A 19,534-nucleotide genomic window follows, 5' to 3' on the forward strand; every position below is an offset into this window, starting at 1 on the left:
CAGGAGGGAATATGAAAGCTGGCAGGAACACTTCCGACGGCGTCCCTGCCGCGCGGCAGCAGCAGGCCAAGGAGGTCGCCGCCCTGCGCGCCGAACTGGGCGTGCTGCTGTTCACCCTGGACCCGGCCCTGCCGCTGGCGGAGCTCGCCGAGCAGCTGGCCGAGCAATTTGCCGAACTGCAGCTGCCCTCCCGAGTCGCCGCCGCAGGACCGCAGCGGGTTGCCGCAGTCATGGACGGCAAGTTCACCGGAATCGACGTGCTGGTGGTGCTGGGGGACGCGAGCGCCGAGACCGAGGACCGGCTCATGGATCTGGTTGAATGGCTGCTGGCCAACGGGCGCCGCGCGCTGGCCGAGAACCTCGTCTTCGCCCAGCTGGGCCACCAGCCCAAGAACCGCCCGGCGCCGGCCTTCGCCCGTGTGGTGCTTGAGCGGAATTTCGCCGCCGAGGCACGGAAAAGCGGCCTCAGGTTTCCCTGGGCCGCTTCCTCCCGCGCATCGTGGGAACTTGCCGGAGCCGTGCTGGACTATGCCACGGGCTTGGGTGCCGAGTAGATGTCCTCGATCAGCGCATCGTAGTCGCTGAGGACCACGGCGCGCTTGATCTTCATCGACGGGGTCAGGTGTCCGGAGGACTCGGTGAAGTCCTCGGAGACGACGCGGAACGCGCGGATGGACTCAGCCCGGCTGACCGAGGTGTTCGCCTTGTCGATGATCTTCTGGATGGCCTGCAGCACCTCGGGGTGCGTGGACAGCTCGTCCATGGACAGGTTCTTGTCCAGGTGGTGGCGTTCCAGCCAGCCCGGCACCGCCTCGGGATCCAGCGTGACCAGGGCCGAGATGAACGGGCGCCCCTCGCCGACGACGACGCACTGGGAAACCAGCGCATCGGCGCGGATCTGGTCCTCGAGCATTGCGGGGATGACGTTCTTGCCGCTGGCGGTGACGATGATTTCCTTCTTGCGGCCGGTGATCTTCAAGAACCCGTCCGAATCGAGCTCGCCAATGTCTCCGGTATGCAGCCAGCCGTCGGTGAAGGTCTCGGCTTCCAGGTCGGGGCGGTTGCGGTAGCCGCGCATGACGCACACGCCCTTGGCCAGGATCTCCCCGTCCTCGGCGATGCGCACCGCGTTGCCCGGCAACGGCTTGCCCACGGTGCCGATCTTGATGCGGTCCAGGGTGTTCACGGTGACCGGGGCGGTGGTCTCGGTCAGGCCGTAGCCTTCGAGCACCGTGACGCCGATGCCATTGAAGAAGTGGCCCAGGCGCTCTCCCAGCGGCCCGCCGCCGGAAACCGCGTGGCGGATGTTGCCGCCCATGGCCCCGCGCAGCTTCTTGTAGAGCAGTGCGTCGAAGAGCTTGTGCTTCAAGTTGAGGCCGAGCGGAATCTTGCCGGACTGTTCGGCCCGCGAGTACTTCACCGCGACATCCACGCCCGCGTGGAAGATCTTGGACTTGCCGCCATCCTCGGCCTTGAGCATGGCCGAGTTGTAGACCTTCTCGAACACGCGCGGCACGGCCAGGATGAAGTTCGGCTTGAAGGACTGAAGGTCTTCGAGCAGGTGCTTGACGTCAGGGGTGTGGCCGGTGCGGCAGCCTGCGGCCACGTTGACCACCGAAATGAAGCGCGCGAAGACGTGGGCCAGCGGCAGGAACATGATGGTGGAAGCGCCGGGATACACGGCCGCCGGCAGTTCAGCCACCGCGTTCTCCGCGAGCTCGACGAAATTGGAGTGGGTCAGTTCGCAGCCCTTGGGCCGTCCGGTGGTGCCCGAGGTGTAGATGATGGTCGCGATGTCCTGCAGGTTCGCCGAGGAACGTCGCTGCTCCAGCTCTTCGTCGCTGACGTCCTTGCCGTCCTCGGTCAACTGGGCCAGGCCCTCGTCGAACTGCCAGACGTGGTCCAGGCATTCGAGCTGCTCCTGGTGGGCGGCTTCGCGGACCACCGCTTCGTGGGCCGGGCTTTCCACGACCACTGCCACGGTTTCGGAATCCGCGGCGATCCAGGCGACCTGGCTAGGGGAGGAGGTCTCGTAGATCGGGACGGTGACGCAGCCCGCGTACCAGATCGCGAAGTCGACGAGCGTCCATTCGTAGCGGGTACGCGCCATCAGGGCGATGCGGTCGCCGGCCTTGATGCCGTTGGCGATGAAGCCCTTGGCGATGGCTGCGGCCTCCGCGGCGAATTGCGAGGCGGTGACGTCCTGCCAGGTGCCGCCGGGAGCCGGTTTGGAGAAGAGCGCCGGATTAGCAGCTGAATTCGCGTGGCGCAGCAGCAGGTCGGTGATGTTCGACTCTGCCGGCGAGTGGATGCGTAGCGGAGTGCTGTATTCGCGCATCTGTGTCTCATCTCCTGAACTCGGTGTGACCCGGTGGGCAATGCGGGGTAATCCGCATCACATTGTTATTACTCTACAGTAACCTAGCGTTCCTCGGGTTCAAAGTCGATCAGACCCTTGCTCCATCATCTCCCGGATCGCGTTCGGTAGGTAGCCTTCTGAGTAGGTAGATCACGCCGATGATCGACAGCGCGACCAGGCCGATGTAGACGAAGGTCGGGGCCGAGCGGAAAAAGATCACGCACAGCAGCAAGCCGATGGGCCCGCCGGCGGCCATCGTCCAGGCGAGGTTGACCATCGGGTTGCCGGAGCCCAGCGCCGCCGGCTCGTCGGGGATGAACTCCTCCTCGGTGTCCTCGACCTCGTAGTTGCGGGGGCCGGTGACCGCGCCGGGGCCGGTGGAGAACAGTTGGCGCAGCTCGGCCTGGCGCTCTGCGGCGCTCGGTTCGCGCGGGGCGCCCTGGTCCAGGGTGCGGAAATTCTCAACGAGTTCGTCCCAGCGCGGATCGTCGGCGCCGGACGGCTTATTTTCTGCAGGGTTCATGGCCTGCCCTTCGGGGAGTGCGTGGCCTGCGCGGCTAGGTGGTGGAAGAACCGGGCGGATTCCTCGAAAATCTGCGCGGCGTCGTAGTCAAGGGTCGCGACATGCTTCGAATGCAGCAGCTGGTGGTGTTCGGCCAGGGTGCCGGGGTTCAGCCCTTCGGTCAGCGCGTGCACCGAGGCGTCGGAGACCACGTTGTCCACCGTCGAACGGAACAGCTGGACCGGCGCGGTGACCAGGCCAAGCCTGCTGCGGGTCTGCGCGAACAGCTGGTACAGCTGGTGCACCGCGGCCACCGGGGTGCGCCCGTAGGCCTTTTCGTCGGCCCCGCGTTTGGCGATGTCGTTGCTGATCGGGGCGACCGAACGCACCATACGCCGCAGGTACTTGGTATAGGGGGCCAGCGGACTGTCCACGACCAGCCCCGGATTCACCAGCGAAACCCCGGCGACGTTGCGCCGGGTAGCCAGGTGCAACGCCAGCGCGCCGCCCATCGACAGCCCCGCGACGAACACCTGCTCGTGCGTTGCTGCAAGTTCGTCGAACGACTGCTCGGTGGCCAGGATCCATTCGGAGAAATTCCGGCCGATCATGTCCTGCCAGGAGGTCTCATGGCCGGGCAGGACCGGGCACAGGGTGTCGAATCCGGCGGACTCGAGCGCCTGCGCCCACGGCAGCATGGCGGTCCTGGATCCGGTGAACCCGTGGATCAGCAGTACGGCAGGCTTCCTTGCCGGCTGGCCAGCCGCGCCCTGATGTACGTCGTGGCTCATCACGTCCCCCTTGAGGTGCTGCGTTGTACTGCATTCTTATTCGAGCGTAGTGCACAATTGAAGGGTACGGACCCACGCCAGTCAACACCTCGACGGGCGTGTCCGCCCACGACGCCTGATGACGAGAAGAAGGAACCGCCCCATCGTGCTGTACGACTTTCTGAAACGCTTCGCGGTCAAGCCGCTGCTGCGAATCTTCTTCAAGATTGACATCCAGGGCATCAATAATATTCCCGTCGCGGGCGGCGCGATCCTTGCCTCCAACCACCTCTCGGTCAGTGATTCGGTGTTCCTGCCGGCGATGATCGAGCGGCCGGTCGTGTTCCTGGCCAAGGACGACTACTTCAACGGCAAGGGCCCCAAGGGACGGCTTGTCGCCTGGTTCTTCCGCAACATCAACCAGCTGCCGATGGACCGTTCGGGCGGCCGTGGCTCGGCCGCCTCCCTGGCCAGCGCCAATACCGCCCTGGCCGAGGGCAAGCTGCTGGGCATCTACCCCGAAGGCACCCGTTCACCCGACGGCCGGCTCTACCGGGCGAAGCTCGGCGTCGCCAAGCTGGCCCTGGAATCCCGCGTGCCGGTGATCCCGATCGCCATGATCAACACAGACAAGGTGCAGCCCATCGGCCAGCGCCTGCCGCACCCGGGCCGCATCGGCATCAAGATCGGCAAGCCGCTGGACTTCTCCCACCTCGCCGAGCAGTCAGGTGACCCGGCGGTGCTGCGCCAGGTGGCAGACGACATCCGCAAGGCCATCAACGTGCTGTCCGGGCAGAGCTACGTCGACGTCTACGCGCCGACCAAGGCCAAAAAGAAGTAGCCGGCGCCCGGGGCAGGGGAACCAGCGGGGAGCGTGCCCTGTGTTACGTCCGGTTGTTACATTGCACGCGGTGCTTTGCGCGCAAGGCACGTAGACTTGTCAAGGTGAGCGAAGAAAACCGAACCCCATTGCCCGGCTCATCCGTAGCCGGCCCCGCCACCGACCCGCAACTTGATCTGTGGCGTGATCTGCCTATTGCCCAACAGCCCACCTGGAGTGAGCACCCGGACTATAGTGCTTCCATTGCTGAACTGGGTTCGCGTCCGCCACTGGTTTTTGCCGGCGAGGTCGACGTTCTGCGTGAACGCCTGGCTCAGGCGGCCCAGGGCAAGGCCTTCCTGCTTCAGGGCGGCGACTGCGCCGAGACCTTCGCCGACGCTACCGCGGACAAGATTTCCGCCCGCGTGCGCACCATTTTGCAGATGGCCGTCGTGCTGACCTACGGCGCCTCGATGCCGGTGATCAAGATGGGCCGCATGGCCGGACAGTTCGCCAAGCCGCGTTCCTCGAACGACGAGACCCGCGACGGCGTCACCCTGCCGGCGTTCCGTGGTGACATCGTCAACGGCTACGACTTCACCCCGGAGTCCCGTGCCCACGACCCGAAGCGCCTGGTCCAGGCCTACAACACCTCCTCGGCCACGCTGAACCTGATCCGCGCGTTCACCCAGGGCGGCTTCGCCGACCTGCGCAGCGTGCATTCCTGGAACCGCGGCTTCATGGCCAATCCGGCGCACTCGGCCTACGAGCAGCTGGCTGGCGAAATCGACTCCGCCATCCGCTTCATGGACGCCTGCGGCGCCGGCTTCGAGGGCCTGACCCGTACCGAGTTCTTCGCCTCCCACGAGGCGCTGCTGCTGGACTACGAGCGTGCGCTGACCCGTACCGATTCGCGCACCGGCCTGCCGTACGACACCAGCGGGCACTTCCTGTGGATCGGTGAGCGCACCCGCCAGCTGGACCACGCCCACGTGGACTTCCTGTCCCGCGTGCGCAACCCGATCGGCGTGAAGCTCGGCCCGAACACCTCGGTCGAGGACACCCTGGCCCTGATCGAGAAGCTGGATCCGAACCGCGAGCCCGGCCGCCTGACGTTCATCACCCGCATGGGCGCCAAGAACATCCGCGAGAAGCTGCCGAACCTGGTGGAGAAGGTCACCGCCACCGGTGCGCAGGTCCTGTGGGTCACCGACCCGATGCACGGAAACACCGTCACCAGCAAGAACGGCTACAAGACCCGCAACTTCGACGACGTCATGGACGAGGTCCGCGGTTTCTTCGAGGTGCACGACTCGCTGGGCACCAACCCGGGCGGCCTGCACGTGGAGATGACCGGCGACGACGTCGCCGAGTGCCTCGGCGGCGCCGATCCGATCCGCGAAGAGGACTTCGACGAGCTCTACGAGTCGGTCTGCGATCCTCGCCTGAACCACCGCCAGTCCCTGGAAATGGCCTTCCTGGTCTCCTCGGCGCTGCAGAGCCGCGCTCGCCGCTAGGCCCGCACCGGAGAACTGAAAAGGTCTGGCCCGTCACCTCTCGCGGGGATGATGGGCCAGACCTTTTTGCGTGCACCGGCTGTTGCCGGCTAGAACGCGTAGATGCTGATTTCGCTGCCCAGCTCGATGCTCTGGTTCAGCGGCGACTGCATGCGCACCGTCTGCGAGAAGTCGCCGAGCACATGGTGCGCCTTGACGGTGAACCCTGCCTCTTCCAGCACGCGGGTCGCCTCCTCGACACCCAGCCCGATCACCGAGGGGACCTGGGCGAACTCCGGGCCCTGCGACAGGTTCACGGTCACGGAGCTTCCCACCTCGGCGGTGCCGTTCTGAGGTGACTGCGCGGCGACCAGGCCCGAAGGGACCTCGCGGGAATACACCGGATCGCCCACCTGCAGGCGCAGTCCCGCTGACTCGAGGGCCGCGGCGGCGTCGTCTTCGCTTAAGCCCTGCAGCGCCGGAACCTGCACCGGGGCCGGTCCCTTGGACACCGTCAGGGTGATGGCGTCCTTGCGCGCGGCGGTCTTGCCCGCGGCCGGCGAGGAGGAGATGACCTTGCCCTTCTCCACCTCTGAGGAGTATTCGCGGACCTCCTTGACCTTGGCCAGCTCGTGCTCGGCCAGCAGCTCGGTGGCCGACTGGAGGCTCTTGCCCGCTACCTGCGGGATCTCGAAGCGTTCGGGGCCCTGCGAGACGATCAGCTCGACCCCCTGGAACTTCATGATGTTCTCGCCGCTGGCCGGATGCGAATCGACGACGCGCCCGATGGCGATCTCGTCGTCGAAGGCGGAGCCGAGCCTGACCGGGACGCCCTGCTCGGACATCTGCGAAACCGCCTGTTCCTGCAGCAGGCCGTTCAGCGACGGGATGCGGATCACCGTTCCGGGGCCGCGCCCGAAGAACCAGCCTGCGGCGGCCACCAGCGCCACGATCAGCACCCATGCCGCGATGAACCCGGTCTTCTGCGCTGCGGTCCTGGGCTTGCGCAGCCGGTGCGTGGGCACCTGGGCTTCCTTGCGCCACTGCTTCTGCGCCGCCTTGGTGGCACGCTTCTCGCCGCGCGGGGAGCGCGCGGCCGGCTGTGGATCCTGCTCGTTGGGCTCATCGGCGCCGAAGGTTTCGATGTCTGTCCGCGAGTAGGCGGCGGTGGCATCTGCTCCAGGGGAGCCTGCGCCGGCCGTTGGGGCGTGGACCACGGTGGCCTGCGCATCGCGCAGATCCAGCACCTCGGTGGCATCCGACGCGGCGATGATGGTGGTCTCTTCCTGATCGGGCTGCGCGTCCAGCGAATAGCCGTCCGCCGTGGCGCCGGTTCCCTGCAGCTGCCAACGGCGTTCGCGGGCTTCTTCGCGCTCGCGCTGCCAGTCGTCCAGGCGCTGCTGCACGGTGGTGGGCATGTGTGCCATGGAGCCAGGGGTCAGGTCCTCGATGCCACCCAGCGTGTCCGCGTCGAAGTCCAGCTGCTCTTCGCTGAGCGTCGAACGGATCTGGATGACCTCGTCCAGCAGCAGCTCGGCGTTCTGCGGCCGCTTCTCGGGGTCCTTCTCGGTGCACCACTGCACCAGCTCGTCCAGATCGGTGGCCAGCCCGGGCACGACATCCGAGGGCAGCGGCATGGGGGAGTCCAGATGGTGCTTCATCAGCGCGGCCGCATTGGTTTCCGAATACGGCAGGCGCCCGGTGAGCATTTGGTAGATCATGATGCCGACCGCATAGATGTCGCTGCGCGAATCGGCCGGTGCGCCGGAGACCAGCTCCGGGGAGACATGGGAAAGGGTGGCCACCAGCGTTGCGGACTGGGTGTGGGCGCTGGCCGCGCGGGCCAGCCCGAAGTCGGTCACCTTGACCTCGCCGGTATCCGCCAGCAGCACGTTCGCTGGCTTCATGTCGCGGTGGATGATGCCTTCGGAGTGGGCGGCGCCCAGCCCGTGGCAGACCTGCTCCAGCACGCTGAGCATCTGGCGCGGCGTGAACCGACCGCGTTCGGAGATCACCTGGTCGAGGTTGCGTCCGCGGACGTACTCCATCACCAGGTAGACGATGTTGTCCGTGACGTTGTGGTCGCGGATCGACACCACGTTCGGGTGGGTGATGTTCGCTGCGATCACGGCTTCTGATTCGAAGCGCTCGCGGACGGTGGACTCGCTGGCGAAGTTGTCGTTCAGGATCTTCACGACCACCGCGCGGTGCAGGCGCTTGTCCATGGCGCGGTAGATCCTGGACATCCCGCCCAGCGCGAGCAGGTGGTCGATGCGGTAACGGTCATCGAGGGTCGTACCCAGATTGGGGTCGGCAAGAGCAGGGCTCATGGTGCACGCACTCCTGACTTGGGATGGCGCGCCGCATAGGCGTGATTCACCCACTGCTCCTTTCGAACATGCTTACTACCTTTTAATGTACCCAGCCGACCTGAGAATTTCCGGTTTAAAGCCGAAATCCGCCAGTGGTGTCTACCTCTGGCGGATTTCGTGCAGCTTCCCGGGTTGCGAGATCTACCTCGTGAGCGGTCTCTTAGGATGCGCGGCGGGCACGTGCAGCGCGGCGCTTCAGAGCGCGACGTTCGTCTTCGCTCATTCCACCCCACACACCAGCGTCCTGACCGGACTCGATGGCCCACTGTAAGCAGGTTTCGGTCACTTCGCACCGACGGCAGACGCTTTTGGCCTCTTCGATCTGTAAGAGGGCCGGACCGGTGTTACCCACCGGGAAGAAAAGTTCCGGGTCCTTATCCAGACACGCCGCGCGGCTACGCCAATCCATGCTTATTGATGCTCCTTGAAATCTTTGAGGGGGGACGAAATGCTCATGATCTGAACACACGAACGCCCCGCCTTGGAAAGGTCAGCGGGGGACGGTGTTAATGCCGTAGTGCTTTTCGCATCGTCGGACGTGAACGACGGGGTCATCGTTTTGCCAACCACATAAGGTTTTCATGTTACGAGAAAGTAAACAAGGGTCAGTGATGCGAAATATGTCGTATTGCCTGAGTGCTTTCTCACATGGAAATCGGCCTAGGCTTAGGCTAGTTGACGCGGATGTGGCAGGGGCTACAAGCCCGTTGCGGCGCTGTCGTTTGAGTTCCGCAAGCGCCTCAACGAAAATGGTTGGGGTGAGCAACGAAGAAACTAAAATCCCGCGTCCGAGCAGTGTCATTGCCGTCGCAGCACTGGTGATGTTCGAGGCGCTGGCGGTGCTTGCCTACGCCGTCGACTACGCCATCCACCTCACCTCGGATGGCGTGGTGAACATCGGCGGACGTCTTTTCATGCTTGCGCTGTGCCTCTTCCTGGCCATCTGGCAGGGCTCGGTGGCCATCAACTTCTTCCGCGGCAGGGCGTACACCCGAGCCCCGATCATCGTCTGGCAATTGTTCCAGTTGATCCTCTCGGTCTCCTTCTTCCAGTCCGATATGCCGATCGTCATTTCCGCGGCGGTTTTGTCGATCATTGTGGCCGGAACGACCGTAGTGCTGCTGTTCGCGCCGAAGACCACTCAATTCCTCGGAGACCGTCCCTCGCAGTAGTCATGGCCCGATGATGATGGCGCGTGGTTGCCCGGCAAAGCCGGCGATCGCGCGCCATTGCCTTTTCCCGCACGAGCCGCGGCCTGCCGCAGGAGGCAGCGGGCGCCAGGCCAGCGGCAACAGGTCCTGCGGATGGCATGCCTCCACGGCAATCGCCTGCCGGTCATCGAGCATCATGCCCGGCAACCCCAGATCGTAGGCGAGCCTGGCCGAGGGAGGGAGAAACAGCACCGCCAGGGTGCCCAGCGCGGCGGTTCGCTGGCGCAGCTCGGCAAGCCTGGGGTCGGTGGTGTCGTGCAGCACGACGCAGATCGTTGGCGCTGCAGGTCCCGCGCCTTCAGTTTCGAACTCCTGGACCCAGCGCAGCCAGGGCGCGGCGCCATCCACCATGGCCGCCTGCCAGCGTTCGGCCAGGAAGGCAGCGAGCTCCTGCCTGTCGCGTTCGCGAGGGCAGATGGCCAGTGCCGTTTGGGGTTGGTCGAAGCCGAAAGCCTGCCCGGTGAATGCGGTCCGCCCCACCGCAAGATCGCGCGGATTCCCATCGCCCACGAACGGCTGCCGCGCGGGCCACAAAGTCCCGGGCAGGCAATCCGGTTCCTGCTTGGCGGTTACGGCCGTCAACTGGATGGTCATCGGCCCGTTGGCGGGACTGAACCTGACCCCTCGGCCTGGCAACTGGCTGGAAGGCGGAAGCTTGGGCCAGGACATGCGCAGGGAATCGGTGGCATTAAGCGGGAAGTACCATTGCTCGGCGCACAGCCCGGCGGCCTTGAGCAGATTCAGGTCGCGGTCGGCCAGCAGGACCAGCTGCGCCGGCGCCGAAGCTCCATGCCGCAACAGTTCGATGAGCGCCTGGTCGAATCGCTGGAAGACTGCCGGATCCAGTTGGGACTGCAGCCGGGCGATGCCGTGCACCAGCACCAGCGTCAGGCGGTCAGGGGGCAGCGACTCAAGATAGTCGAGCGCTTCCAGGAATTGATACTGGTCTTCTCCACCCACGGTGCGCACCCCGGGCATTAAGGCGGGATCCGGGAACAGGGCCTCGCCGAAGCACAGGATCCGGCGCTCCAGGCGGGCGAACCCCTCGAGCAGGCGGCGGCCGCCGGCCTCCGGGACGCCGCACACCAGCAATCCCTGGCCGCGGGCTGGATCTACGCTCAAGTCCTCCAGCCGGCCCGCGGCGAGGTTGTCGACGACTCCGCAGTAGATGGTGCCGCCCTCGGCGCCCTCCCACTGCTCCGGCAACGGCGCCGCACTCTGGGGCGGCGGCAGCTGCGGGGCAAAGGGGCACGGTGGAAGGTGCGAATGCTCCCAGCGTTCGGCCAGCAGGCGCACCTGCCGGCGCAGGGCCTGTCCCTCCGCCTCGGGATCAGGCCGGCCGAAGCTTCCCACGGGATGCAGCACCAGGTTCCCGGGGCCGCGTTCGGCAACGCTCCCGTGCGGGGCGGGGCTGACCGCCAGGGCGAACTGGACCTGGCGGTTGGCATGACCGGAACCCGCGATGATCGCGCTGCCCGGGCCGGACAGCCGGGCGGCGGCCGGGGAACCGACCAGTTCCATGGACTCGGCCGCGTCGTGGACCCGCAACGCAATGACGGTGTTCAGGTTCGCGCGGGTCTGCCCGGACAGCGAGCCGGCGGCCCGCTGGGTGCTCAGCAGCAGATGGATGCCCAAGGACCTGCCGACCGCCGCCAGCCGGTCAATGCGCGCGGCGGATTCGGGCAGGGATTCGGTGAACACCCTGAATTCGTCGACCACCACCAGCAGCCGGGGCAGCGCGGGCACATCGGCCAGCCGGACGTACTCCGAGCGGTCGCTGCAACGATGCGCTGCCAGCAGGCGTTCACGGCGGGCCACCTCCCGCTCCAGCTGCGCCAAGGTCCGCTGGGCTCCGGCGGCATCCAGGTCGCTGGCCGACAGCTGCACGTGGGGCAGCGGCTCGAAAACCGCCAAGCCCGCGCCGCCCTTGAAGTCGACCAGGGCGAACGCCAGCTGCTCGGGGCTGCACCGGCCGGCCAGATCCGCGATGATCCGCCGCAAGGCCTCGGACTTGCCCGACCCGGTGGTGCCGCACACCAGCACATGCGGCCCGTCCGCGTCGAAGTCCAGCAGCTGCTGCCCATGGGAATCATCCTCTCCGATCACCGCGGCCAATCTTGCCTGCTCCGGCGGCGGCCCGGCTGGCGCGGGTTCATCCGGGCGGAGCGCCAGGCAGGCCTGGACGATCCGGGCCAGCCTCCCCGCATCCAAGCGGTCCGGCGATTCCAGATGCAGGCTCCCGTCGGGCAGCTGGGCGCGGCAACCCACCGGATCAACCCAGTAGTCGCACTGCGCCGCGGGCACCGGATGAAGGCTGATCACCAAGGTGCGCGGCAGCCGGACCGGGCTGAGCATGGTCAGGAAAATCCGTTCGATCATCGGTTCCGGCGCTGCCGTGTTCCCGAGACCGCCCGATGCCCCGGCGGCACCGGGAGCCGGCTCAGCGTGCCGAGCCAGCTGCCCGGCGGTGCCCTGACGTGCATGCGGCAACAGCATCAGCTCTGCCGGAAGCCGGGTGACCGACGGATCGACGACCAGCTCGATGCGGCCGGCGGCCACGTGCGGCAGGAACCTGGCCAGCAGCGCAGCCAGCAGGCGGTCCACCGCCGGGTCGTCGCCGCCGCGCAACTGCCACACCTGCGCGGCGGCCGGCGCGAAGACCGGGACGCCGGCGATCCTGCGAGCAGAGCGCCTACCGCCGGGCACCCTGCGCATCCTCCGGGCGCCGCCCTCCCGGGGAGGCTTCCCTCCCGGAAGCTGCCAGCTGCCGCGGCCGAACACCAGGGGAGGCAGCCCCGCGGGAAGCACCCCCAGCTGCGCCCGGTCGATGCCAGCGACCACTGCGACCCCCAGCGGGCAGGCGAAACGGCCGCGCGCCTGCACCATACTGCGCTGCTGGTCACGCACCGTGCGTTTCCACCGGCGGCGCTCGCCGAGCAGCTGCGCCGCAGGGACCACACCCAGCAGCGCGGAGAGCCCGGTGACCGCAAGGAACAGCATGGACCCGGTCAGCGCCGCCAGCAGCACCCCGGAGAGCACCGGGACCAGCGCGGCCACGCACAGCGTCACCAACCGGCCCAGCTCGGGACGCGGCGGGAGGCTGAACTGGGGCTGGCCGTCCTCCACCGCCAAACCCGCCTCGGTGCGCGCGGGATCGCCGACCTCCAACACCGTGCCGCCAAGCTGGATCCGGCTGCCCGCATGCAGCTCCACCTCCCCGCGAACCGGCACCGCACCCCGGTCGGAGAGCACCAGCAGCCGCTGTCCGCCAGCCGCCCGCACACGCAGGGAACGCTCGTCGACCAGCAGGTGGGCGTGCACCCGCGAAACCTGCGGATCGCCCAGGCGCAGCGGCGCGCCGCGGCCGATGTCGTAGGCGCCTCGCTCCAACTCGATCCAGGCCCCGGCATCCGGCCCCTCGGGGACGAACAACTTCAACCGCGTGCTGCCGGCCGACGCCGCGAAACCGGGGCCCGGGACATCGGCCAGCAGCAGCGGCCTTCCCGGAACCAGCGCTCCCAGATCCGCCAGCGGCGTCGATCCCACGTACCAGCGGGTGCCCGGCACCTGCTCGTCGAGCACCGACGCCAGCTGCGGGCCGTCCAGGGCCGAGGAGACCCGCAGCAGCAGCTGCCGGGGATTGAGCAGCGTGCGCGCGGACAGCAGCAGTTCATAATGCAGCATCTTCCCTCCCAGCCCGGCCGCGTCCAGCAGTTTGACCAGCCCATCACGACCACCGCTTTTACCGGGCCGGCGAAAGCCGGACTGGGGATAACCGCCAGTAGCTTTATCCACAAATTCGCGAAACGTCTTGAAAGGACTTGGCGTCGGGGCTAGGCTCCACAGACATATCCAGAAATAGGGCTCGGGCCGGTCCCGAGGCCCACCGCTGCACCGGCCGCGCGCTCGCCGATGGACCCCGAGAATTCCGGGAACGCCGAACTCCCACAAGGCCCGAAGGATCTTGACGTGGATGCCCTGTCCATCGTGGAAGATGAAGTGCGAGAGCTGGTCCGACGCCGCGGCCTGGACCCTGCCAAGCAGCCCGCATTGATGAAGTCGCTGATCGAGGACGTCGTGCGGGACTACGACGAACGCGCGCTGCTCGGCGCGGTCCCTGCCCTGGGATCTCTGGAGCAGGCCCGGCGCACGGTCTACGACAACGTCGCCGGATTCGGCGCCCTGCAGCAGCTGCTCGACGATCCGAGCGTGGAGGAAATCTGGATCAACTCCCCGCACCAGGTGTTCTGCGCCCGCGGCGGGCAAAGCGAGCTGACCCACATCAGGCTGGACGCCGCGGAGGTCGCCGGACTGGTCGAACGCATGCTCAAGTCCTCCGGGCGGCGGCTGGATTTGTCCCAGCCGTTCGTGGACTGCCAGCTGCCCGACGGCTCCCGGCTGCACGTGGTCATCCCGGACATCACCCACGAGCACTGGGCGGTGAACATCCGCAAGTTCATCGCCCGGGCCGCCCGGCTCGAAGACCTGGTGGATCTCAAGTCGCTCAGCCCCGCGGCGGCCACCTACCTGGGCTGGGCGATCTCCGCCGGGTTGAACGTCATCGTCACCGGGCCGACCCAGGCCGGCAAAACCACCATGCTCAACGCGCTGTCCTCCTCCATCGGGTCGCGCGAACGGGTCATCACCATCGAGGAGATCTTCGAACTGAACCTGGTGCTGCGCGATGTCGTGGCGATGCAGACGCGGCTGGCGAATCTGGAGGGCACCGGCGAAATCACGATGCGCCGGCTGGTCAAGGAGGCGCTGCGCATGCGCCCTGACCGCATCATCGTCGGCGAGGTGCGCGAGGCCGAATCCCTGGACCTGCTGGTTGCGCTGAACTCTGGTGTGGCCGGCCTGTGCACGCTGCACGCGAACTCGGCCCGCGACGCGATCATCAAGATCTGCACGCTGCCGCTGCTGGCCGGGCCGAACATCACCAGCGACTTCACGATCAAGACCGTCGCCGCCTGCCTGGACCTGGTGGTGCACTGCGTGCGCGATGCCTCCGGCAACCGCTATGTCAATGAGATCCTCGCGGTGCGCAACCGGGTGGAGGGCGGGGCGATCGAAACCTCCACGCTGTTCGAACGCCGGGCCGGGGAGCTGGTGCCGGCCTCCGGCGCTGACTGGTCGCATGAGAAGTTCAACCAGGCCGGGCTGAACGTCGCCGAGCGGCTGGGGCAGGAATCATGAGCATTTTCCTGGGGCTGCTGGGCGGGCTGGGACTGGCATTGCTGGCCGACTGGCTGCTGTTCGCGCCCTGGGAACGCACCCGCAGCCGGCACTCGAAGATCGGGCAGGCGCTGCTGCGCGCCGGGGTCACCGCGGTAAGCCCGGCCAAGTTCATGCTGATCTGCCTGGCCAGCGGGGTGGTGTTCGCGCTGCTGACCTTGGGTCTGACCGCCTCCTGGCTGTTCGCCTGCGTCTTCGCGATCTTCGGGGTGCTGGCCCCGTGGGTGTACCTGCGCCACCAGGCGGCCAAGCGCCAGAGCGCGTTGCACGAGCAGTGGCCCGAGGTCGTCGACCACCTGCGCAGCGCCATCCGCGCCGGCCTGTCGCTGCCCGAATCGCTCAGCCAGCTGGCGCAGGTCGGACCCGAGACACTGCGCCCGGTGTTCCGCGACTTCGCCCTGGACTACCGAGCCACCGCGAACTTCAGCACGGCGCTGGACCAGCTGGGCGAACGTCTTGCGGACCCCGTGGCGGACAAGATCCTGACCACGCTGCGCATCACCCGCGAGGTCGGCGGCACCGACCTGGGCCAGACGCTGGCCACGCTAGCCGCGTTCCTGCGCGACGACGTGCGTACCCGAGGCGAGCTGGCCGCCCGCCAGTCCTGGATCGTCTCCGCCGCCCGGCTGGCCGTCGCCGCCCCGTGGATCCTGCTGCTGGTGCTCGGCACCCAGCCGGCGGCGAAGGACGCCTATCTCACCCCGGCCGGGGTCTTCGTGCTGCTGGCAGGGCTGGTCGTCTCCTTCCTCTGCTACCGGGTGATGCTGCGGCTGGGCGCGCTGCCGATCGAGGAACGGGTGCTGTCATGAACAACTACACCGCGTGGGCGGCGCTGTGCGGGCTGGGATTCGGGGCCGGGCTGTGGCTGATGCTCCTGCGGCTTCCGGCCTGGCGTCCCATGGCCTTCGCCGACCGGGTCGCCCCGCACATCCGCGTCGGCGTGCGCTCCTCGCGCATGCTGCAGGATTCCTGGCAGCAGGATGCGGCCACCCCGGCGCTGTGGCAGCTGGCCCGCCCGCTGCTGCAGCAGGCCAGGAAACTGGCCAACGTGCACAGCCCCTCCTCGGCCACCGTGCGCAAGCGGCTGCAAGCCGCAGGGCTGCGCCTGAGCCTGGTCGACTACCGCTCCCAAGAGCTGCTGTGCGCGCTGACCGGGCTGGTCATCGGTTCGGCGCTGATGGCGCTGCTGGCCTTCCGCCAGCCGGTGTCGCTGCCGCTGGCGGTGACGGTGGTGCTGGGCTGCGCGGTCATGGGCTACTTCCTGCGCGGCTGGTGGCTCGGCGAGCAGGTCAAGCGCCGCGCCCGCCGGATCCTGACGCAGTTCCCCACCGTCGCCGAGGTGCTCGCGCTGACCGTGGGCGCCGGGGAATCGACCACCGGCGCGGTCGAGCGCATCTCGCGCATCTGCCACGGCGACATCGGCGCCGAGTTCACCCACACGCTCAACGACATCCACTCCGGCACCAGCATGGTGCAGGCCATGTCCAACATGTCCGACCGGGTGCAGATCGGCGCGATGACCCGCTTCGTGGACGCCATCGTCGTGGCCACCGAACGGGGCACACCCCTGGGGCAGGTGCTGCGCGATCAGGCGCAGGACGTGCGCGATGCCTCCAAGCGCGAGCTGATGGAGATCGCCGGCAAACGCGAAATCTCCATGCTGGTGCCCATCATCTTCGGCGTGCTGCCGCTGACCATCGTCTTCGCGATCTTCCCGGGACTAGCGCTTTTGGAGATGAGCTATTGACGGGTCCGACATTGAAACCATCACACCGCACCACCTACACGAAGGAGGGGCCACCATGTCACGGCTCCACATGATGATGTTCACCCTCAGCCTGCACGTCGCCGACGCGGGCCGGGACCTCTGGGACCGGGCGGCCGCCCGGGCCCGCGACCAGCGCGGCGACGTGCCCGGATGGGTCATGATCACGTTGATGAGCGCCCTGCTGGTGGCCGCCCTGCTGGCGATCGCCGGACCCCGGCTGCAGGACTTGTTCAACCAGGCCATCGACAGGGTGTCCGGGTTGGGCTAGGACCGACATGCGCAACCGTACGGGCCGGCGTACCGGCAGCGCCGGCAGGCTCGGGCAGGACGGGGAACGCGGCTCGGCCGTGGCCGAATTCGTCATGATCACCACGTTGCTGATCGTGCTGGCCTTCTCGATCATGCAGCTGGCCTTGGCGCTGCACGTGCGCAATACGCTCACCGACGCCGCCGCCAACGGCGCCCATTACGGCGCGCTGGCAAACCGTTCGCCCGCCGATGCGGCAGGCCGCACCCGCACGCTCATCACCGAATCGCTGCACGCCGGCTTTGCCAGGGACGTGTCCGTGTCAACCACGGCCATCGGCGGCACCCAGCTGGTGACAGTCACCGTCAACACCAGGGTGCCGCTGATCGGTTTCCTGCCCAACGGGTGGGAGCTGAGCGTCAGCTCGGATGCGGTGCGTTATGGCTAGGGCCAGCCGCCAGCTGCTGCGCCGGTGTCGCACGGCGGCCGCCGCGGAGCGGGGCAGTGCGATCGTGGAGTTCATCTTCGCCGCCACGATCCTGCTGATCCCGATGATCTACCTGGTGCTGGCCGCCGCGGCGCTGGAAGGCGGCAGCTACGCGGTGGTCTCCGCCGCTGACCAGGCCGCCAAAGTGTTCGCCGTGTCCGAGAACCCGGCACAGGCCAGGTCCAACGCGCAGGCGGCGGCCGACCGGGCCATGGCGAACTTCGGATTCAGCGGATCGAAGACCGCCATCGCCTGCAGCGGCGAATGCCTCAGCCCGGGCTCGGTAGTGACCGTCACCGTCAGCTTGGACGTCCCGCTGCCCTTCGTCTCCGACTACATCTCCGCCTCGGCCTTCACCGTGGACGCCACCGCGGCCCAAAGGGTTGACCGTTTTGGCTAGCCGCAGCCTGCGCCGGCTGCGCCTGGCCGCGCGGCGCGAAGAGGGCCAGTCGCTGGTGCTGGCCATCGGCTTGTGCGCAATCACGCTGCTGACCATCTCCGTGGTCCTTGCCGCCAGCGCGGTGAACCTCAAAGCGCGGCAGCTGCTCTCCCTGGCCGACGGGGCCATCGTGGCGGCGGTGGACGAATTCGAATTCGTCGCCGACGGCGGCGCCCCACGCATCCAGCTCAGCGCAGACCAGGTCCAGCAAGGAGCCCGGCGCTACCTGGCGGACGTCGGCGCTTCGGGGCGCGTCGACAACCTGGGCATCGCCTCGGTCCACGTGCTGCCCGGGGGACAGGGCGCCGAAATCGTGCTTACCGGCACCGTCAGCCCGCCCATCATCGGCTGGATCGTGCCCGCCGGGATCCCCATTACCGTGCATTCCACCGCGCGAACCGTACTCAGCCGCTAGCGACGCAAAATCCTGAACCGAACCGCACATGGCGTAGGCTTAGAACACCATGGCAAATACTGACTTCCCCGCTGAAATCCGCTCACTCCGCGCGACCTTCGCCGCCATCGAGGAGGTGAGCGACGTCGATCAAATCAAGGCTGACATCGCCGTACTTTCCGAGGAAGCCGGTGCCCCAGACCTGTGGGACGATCCTGCCAGCGCGCAGATCGTCACCAGCAAGCTCTCCTACCGCCAGTCGGAACTGGAGCGCTTGACCAAGCTGCACACCCGCATCGACGACCTGGAAGTCCTGGTCGAACTCGCGGAGCTGGAAGACGACGCGGACACCCTGGCGGAAGCCGACAAGGAACTGCTCGCCATCCGCAAGTCGCTGGACGACCTGGAAATCGTCACCCTGCTCAATGGCGAGTTCGACGCCCGCGGCGCCGTGGTCACCATCCGTTCAGGTGCCGGGGGCGTCGACGCCGCGGACTTCGCTGAAATGCTGCTGCGCATGTACCTGCGCTGGGCGGAGAAGCGCGGCTACAGCGCGACCGTCATGGACACCTCCTACGCCGAAGAAGCCGGGCTGAAGTCCGCCACCTTCGAAATCGACGCGCCCTACGCGTTCGGCATCCTTTCGGTCGAAGCCGGCACCCACCGTCTGGTGCGCATCTCGCCGTTCGACAACCAGGGCCGCCGCCAGACCTCCTTCGCCGCGGTGGAAGTCATCCCGCTGATCGAGCAGACCGACTCCATCGAGATCCCGGAAAGCGAAATCAAGGTCGACGTCTTCCGCTCCTCGGGTCCCGGCGGGCAGAGCGTGAACACCACCGACTCCGCGGTGCGCATGACCCACATCCCGACCGGCATCGTGGTGTCCATGCAGAACGAGAAGTCGCAGATCCAGAACCGCGCCGCCGCGCTGCGTGTGCTGCAATCCCGAATCCTGCTGCAGAAGAAGGCCGAGCAGGACGCGCAAAAGAAGGAACTGGCCGGCGACGTCAAGGCGTCCTGGGGCGACCAGATGCGCTCCTACGTGCTCAACCCGTACCAGATGGTCAAGGACCTGCGCACCGAGCATGAAGTCGGAAACACCGCTGCAGTGCTCGACGGGGAAATCGACGACTTCATCGACGCCGGCATCCGCTGGCGCGCCACGCAGCGCCGCCCGGGCAAGTAGCCCGCACGATCCCTCGCGACCCGCTCCGGCGCGGGTCGCTTCCGCAGGTCCGGGGGACCGGATGCTTGAGAAAACTCACGTCCCCGAGGCCGCCTGCTGATCCTGCGACAGCGACCGGTAAAAACTGGTTGCCAGTGCAGGATTGGGCGGCCGGAACAAAATTTGGGTCAGCTGTTAGTAGCTGATGAATCTGGCAACACACCCGCGAATGCTTTCATGATGGCCGCCGCGCCCCGATAAGGTTTGGT

Annotated in this window: 18 protein-coding genes; 12 read left to right on the forward strand and 6 right to left on the reverse strand. The window is 67.2% G+C overall.

The features are described 5' to 3' along the window. Positions 1-11: 11 nt before the first annotated feature. Positions 12-554 carry a hypothetical protein gene (locus RF641_RS00220; RefSeq protein ID WP_424572137.1) on the forward strand — a complete coding sequence of 181 codons (543 nt, stop codon included), beginning with the start codon at positions 12-14 and terminating at the stop codon, positions 552-554. Here the strand turns inward: RF641_RS00220 and RF641_RS00225 are convergent. From RF641_RS00225 to RF641_RS00235, 3 genes are all read right to left on the reverse strand, one after another. Continuing rightward, complete coding sequence (locus tag RF641_RS00225) at positions 527-2,338, reverse strand: AMP-dependent synthetase/ligase (RefSeq protein WP_424572138.1); 1,812 nt, start codon at positions 2,336-2,338, stop codon at positions 527-529. The two genes, RF641_RS00220 and RF641_RS00225, sit on opposite strands and share 28 nt — an antisense overlap. 109 nt (positions 2,339-2,447) lie before the next feature. Beyond that, the gene (locus RF641_RS00230) at positions 2,448-2,882 is read right to left on the reverse strand and encodes a hypothetical protein (protein WP_424572139.1); all 435 of its coding nucleotides are present in this window, start codon (positions 2,880-2,882) and stop codon (positions 2,448-2,450) included. Next, positions 2,879-3,652 carry an alpha/beta hydrolase gene (locus RF641_RS00235; RefSeq protein ID WP_047118684.1) on the reverse strand — a complete coding sequence of 258 codons (774 nt, stop codon included), beginning with the start codon at positions 3,650-3,652 and terminating at the stop codon, positions 2,879-2,881. Before RF641_RS00235 ends, RF641_RS00230 begins: the two co-directional genes overlap by 4 nt. A 145-nt stretch (positions 3,653-3,797) precedes the next feature. On the opposite strand from RF641_RS00235, the gene RF641_RS00240 reads away from it, so the two are divergent. Together RF641_RS00240 and RF641_RS00245 are read left to right on the forward strand one after the other, a co-directional pair. Beyond that, complete coding sequence (locus RF641_RS00240) at positions 3,798-4,472, forward strand: lysophospholipid acyltransferase family protein (protein WP_047118685.1); 675 nt, start codon at positions 3,798-3,800, stop codon at positions 4,470-4,472. Positions 4,473-4,576: 104 nt separating this feature from the next. After that, positions 4,577-5,968: a class II 3-deoxy-7-phosphoheptulonate synthase gene (locus RF641_RS00245; protein ID WP_047118686.1), complete on the forward strand. Its 1,392-nt coding sequence runs from the start codon at positions 4,577-4,579 to the stop codon at positions 5,966-5,968. An 89-nt stretch (positions 5,969-6,057) separates the two neighbouring features. Here RF641_RS00245 and RF641_RS00250 read toward each other — a convergent pair whose 3' ends face one another. Both RF641_RS00250 and RF641_RS00255 read right to left on the reverse strand, forming a co-directional pair. Continuing rightward, a complete protein-coding gene (locus tag RF641_RS00250) occupies positions 6,058-8,277 on the reverse strand; it encodes a protein kinase domain-containing protein (RefSeq protein ID WP_424572140.1) in 2,220 nt (739 codons plus the stop codon). Between the two features lie 202 nt (positions 8,278-8,479). Next, positions 8,480-8,728, reverse strand: coding sequence for a WhiB family transcriptional regulator (locus RF641_RS00255; RefSeq protein WP_047118688.1), 249 nt, complete (start codon positions 8,726-8,728; stop codon positions 8,480-8,482). A gap of 349 nt (positions 8,729-9,077) precedes the next feature. On the opposite strand from RF641_RS00255, the gene RF641_RS00260 reads away from it, so the two are divergent. Beyond that, a complete protein-coding gene (locus RF641_RS00260) occupies positions 9,078-9,491 on the forward strand; it encodes a hypothetical protein (RefSeq protein ID WP_053797765.1) in 414 nt (137 codons plus the stop codon). Here the strand turns inward: RF641_RS00260 and RF641_RS00265 are convergent, their stop codons facing one another. Beyond that, on the reverse strand, positions 9,492-13,214 hold the full coding sequence (locus RF641_RS00265) for an FtsK/SpoIIIE domain-containing protein (RefSeq protein ID WP_424572141.1): 3,723 nt from the start codon (positions 13,212-13,214) through the stop codon (positions 9,492-9,494). A gap of 285 nt (positions 13,215-13,499) precedes the next feature. On the opposite strand from RF641_RS00265, the gene RF641_RS00270 reads away from it, so the two are divergent. From RF641_RS00270 to prfB, 8 genes are read left to right on the forward strand one after another with little or no spacing between them, the layout of a single operon-like run. Beyond that, entirely contained in the window at positions 13,500-14,726 is a 1,227-nt protein-coding gene (locus RF641_RS00270) for a CpaF family protein (protein WP_424572142.1), read from the forward strand. Next, positions 14,723-15,574 carry a type II secretion system F family protein gene (locus tag RF641_RS00275; protein ID WP_113607910.1) on the forward strand — a complete coding sequence of 284 codons (852 nt, stop codon included), beginning with the start codon at positions 14,723-14,725 and terminating at the stop codon, positions 15,572-15,574. Before RF641_RS00270 ends, RF641_RS00275 begins: the two co-directional genes overlap by 4 nt. After that, complete coding sequence (locus tag RF641_RS00280; protein ID WP_053797769.1) at positions 15,571-16,512, forward strand: type II secretion system F family protein; 942 nt, start codon at positions 15,571-15,573, stop codon at positions 16,510-16,512. Before RF641_RS00275 ends, RF641_RS00280 begins: the two co-directional genes overlap by 4 nt. Before the next feature lie 55 nt (positions 16,513-16,567). Then, the gene (locus tag RF641_RS00285; protein WP_231735973.1) at positions 16,568-16,801 is read left to right on the forward strand and encodes a hypothetical protein; all 234 of its coding nucleotides are present in this window, start codon (positions 16,568-16,570) and stop codon (positions 16,799-16,801) included. Between the two features lie 7 nt (positions 16,802-16,808). After that, positions 16,809-17,228, forward strand: coding sequence for a TadE family protein (locus RF641_RS00290; RefSeq protein ID WP_047118710.1), 420 nt, complete (start codon positions 16,809-16,811; stop codon positions 17,226-17,228). Next, positions 17,221-17,667 carry a hypothetical protein gene (locus tag RF641_RS00295; RefSeq protein ID WP_113607923.1) on the forward strand — a complete coding sequence of 149 codons (447 nt, stop codon included), beginning with the start codon at positions 17,221-17,223 and terminating at the stop codon, positions 17,665-17,667. The genes RF641_RS00290 and RF641_RS00295 overlap by 8 nt, the downstream gene beginning before the upstream one ends. Further along, the gene (locus RF641_RS00300) at positions 17,660-18,121 is read left to right on the forward strand and encodes a hypothetical protein (RefSeq protein ID WP_113607924.1); all 462 of its coding nucleotides are present in this window, start codon (positions 17,660-17,662) and stop codon (positions 18,119-18,121) included. Before RF641_RS00295 ends, RF641_RS00300 begins: the two co-directional genes overlap by 8 nt. 49 nt (positions 18,122-18,170) lie before the next feature. Continuing rightward, positions 18,171-19,286, forward strand: coding sequence for a peptide chain release factor 2 (gene prfB / locus RF641_RS00305; RefSeq protein ID WP_047118712.1), 1,116 nt, complete (start codon positions 18,171-18,173; stop codon positions 19,284-19,286). Positions 19,287-19,534: the final 248 nt, after the last annotated feature.

Source organism: Arthrobacter sp. 'calajunan', from assembly GCF_046940185.1.
Lineage (GTDB): Bacteria > Actinomycetota > Actinomycetes > Actinomycetales > Micrococcaceae > Glutamicibacter > Glutamicibacter soli.

Bases quoted from the DNA above. Each gene is read 5' to 3' on its own strand.
- RF641_RS00290 (WP_047118710.1), top strand. From the start codon at position 16,809: ATGCGCAACCGTACGGGCCGGCGTACCGGCAGCGCCGGCAGGCTCGGG.
- RF641_RS00250 (WP_424572140.1), bottom strand. From the start codon at position 8,277: ATGAGCCCTGCTCTTGCCGACCCCAATCTGGGTACGACCCTCGATGAC.
- RF641_RS00235 (WP_047118684.1), bottom strand. From the start codon at position 3,652: ATGAGCCACGACGTACATCAGGGCGCGGCTGGCCAGCCGGCAAGGAAG.
- RF641_RS00280 (WP_053797769.1), top strand. From the start codon at position 15,571: ATGAACAACTACACCGCGTGGGCGGCGCTGTGCGGGCTGGGATTCGGG.
- prfB (WP_047118712.1), top strand. From the start codon at position 18,171: ATGGCAAATACTGACTTCCCCGCTGAAATCCGCTCACTCCGCGCGACC.
- RF641_RS00220 (WP_424572137.1), top strand. From the start codon at position 12: ATGAAAGCTGGCAGGAACACTTCCGACGGCGTCCCTGCCGCGCGGCAG.
- RF641_RS00285 (WP_231735973.1), top strand. From the start codon at position 16,568: ATGTCACGGCTCCACATGATGATGTTCACCCTCAGCCTGCACGTCGCC.
- RF641_RS00275 (WP_113607910.1), top strand. From the start codon at position 14,723: ATGAGCATTTTCCTGGGGCTGCTGGGCGGGCTGGGACTGGCATTGCTG.
- RF641_RS00295 (WP_113607923.1), top strand. From the start codon at position 17,221: ATGGCTAGGGCCAGCCGCCAGCTGCTGCGCCGGTGTCGCACGGCGGCC.
- RF641_RS00265 (WP_424572141.1), bottom strand. From the start codon at position 13,214: ATGCTGCATTATGAACTGCTGCTGTCCGCGCGCACGCTGCTCAATCCC.
- RF641_RS00225 (WP_424572138.1), bottom strand. From the start codon at position 2,338: ATGCGCGAATACAGCACTCCGCTACGCATCCACTCGCCGGCAGAGTCG.
- RF641_RS00255 (WP_047118688.1), bottom strand. From the start codon at position 8,728: ATGGATTGGCGTAGCCGCGCGGCGTGTCTGGATAAGGACCCGGAACTT.
- RF641_RS00230 (WP_424572139.1), bottom strand. From the start codon at position 2,882: ATGAACCCTGCAGAAAATAAGCCGTCCGGCGCCGACGATCCGCGCTGG.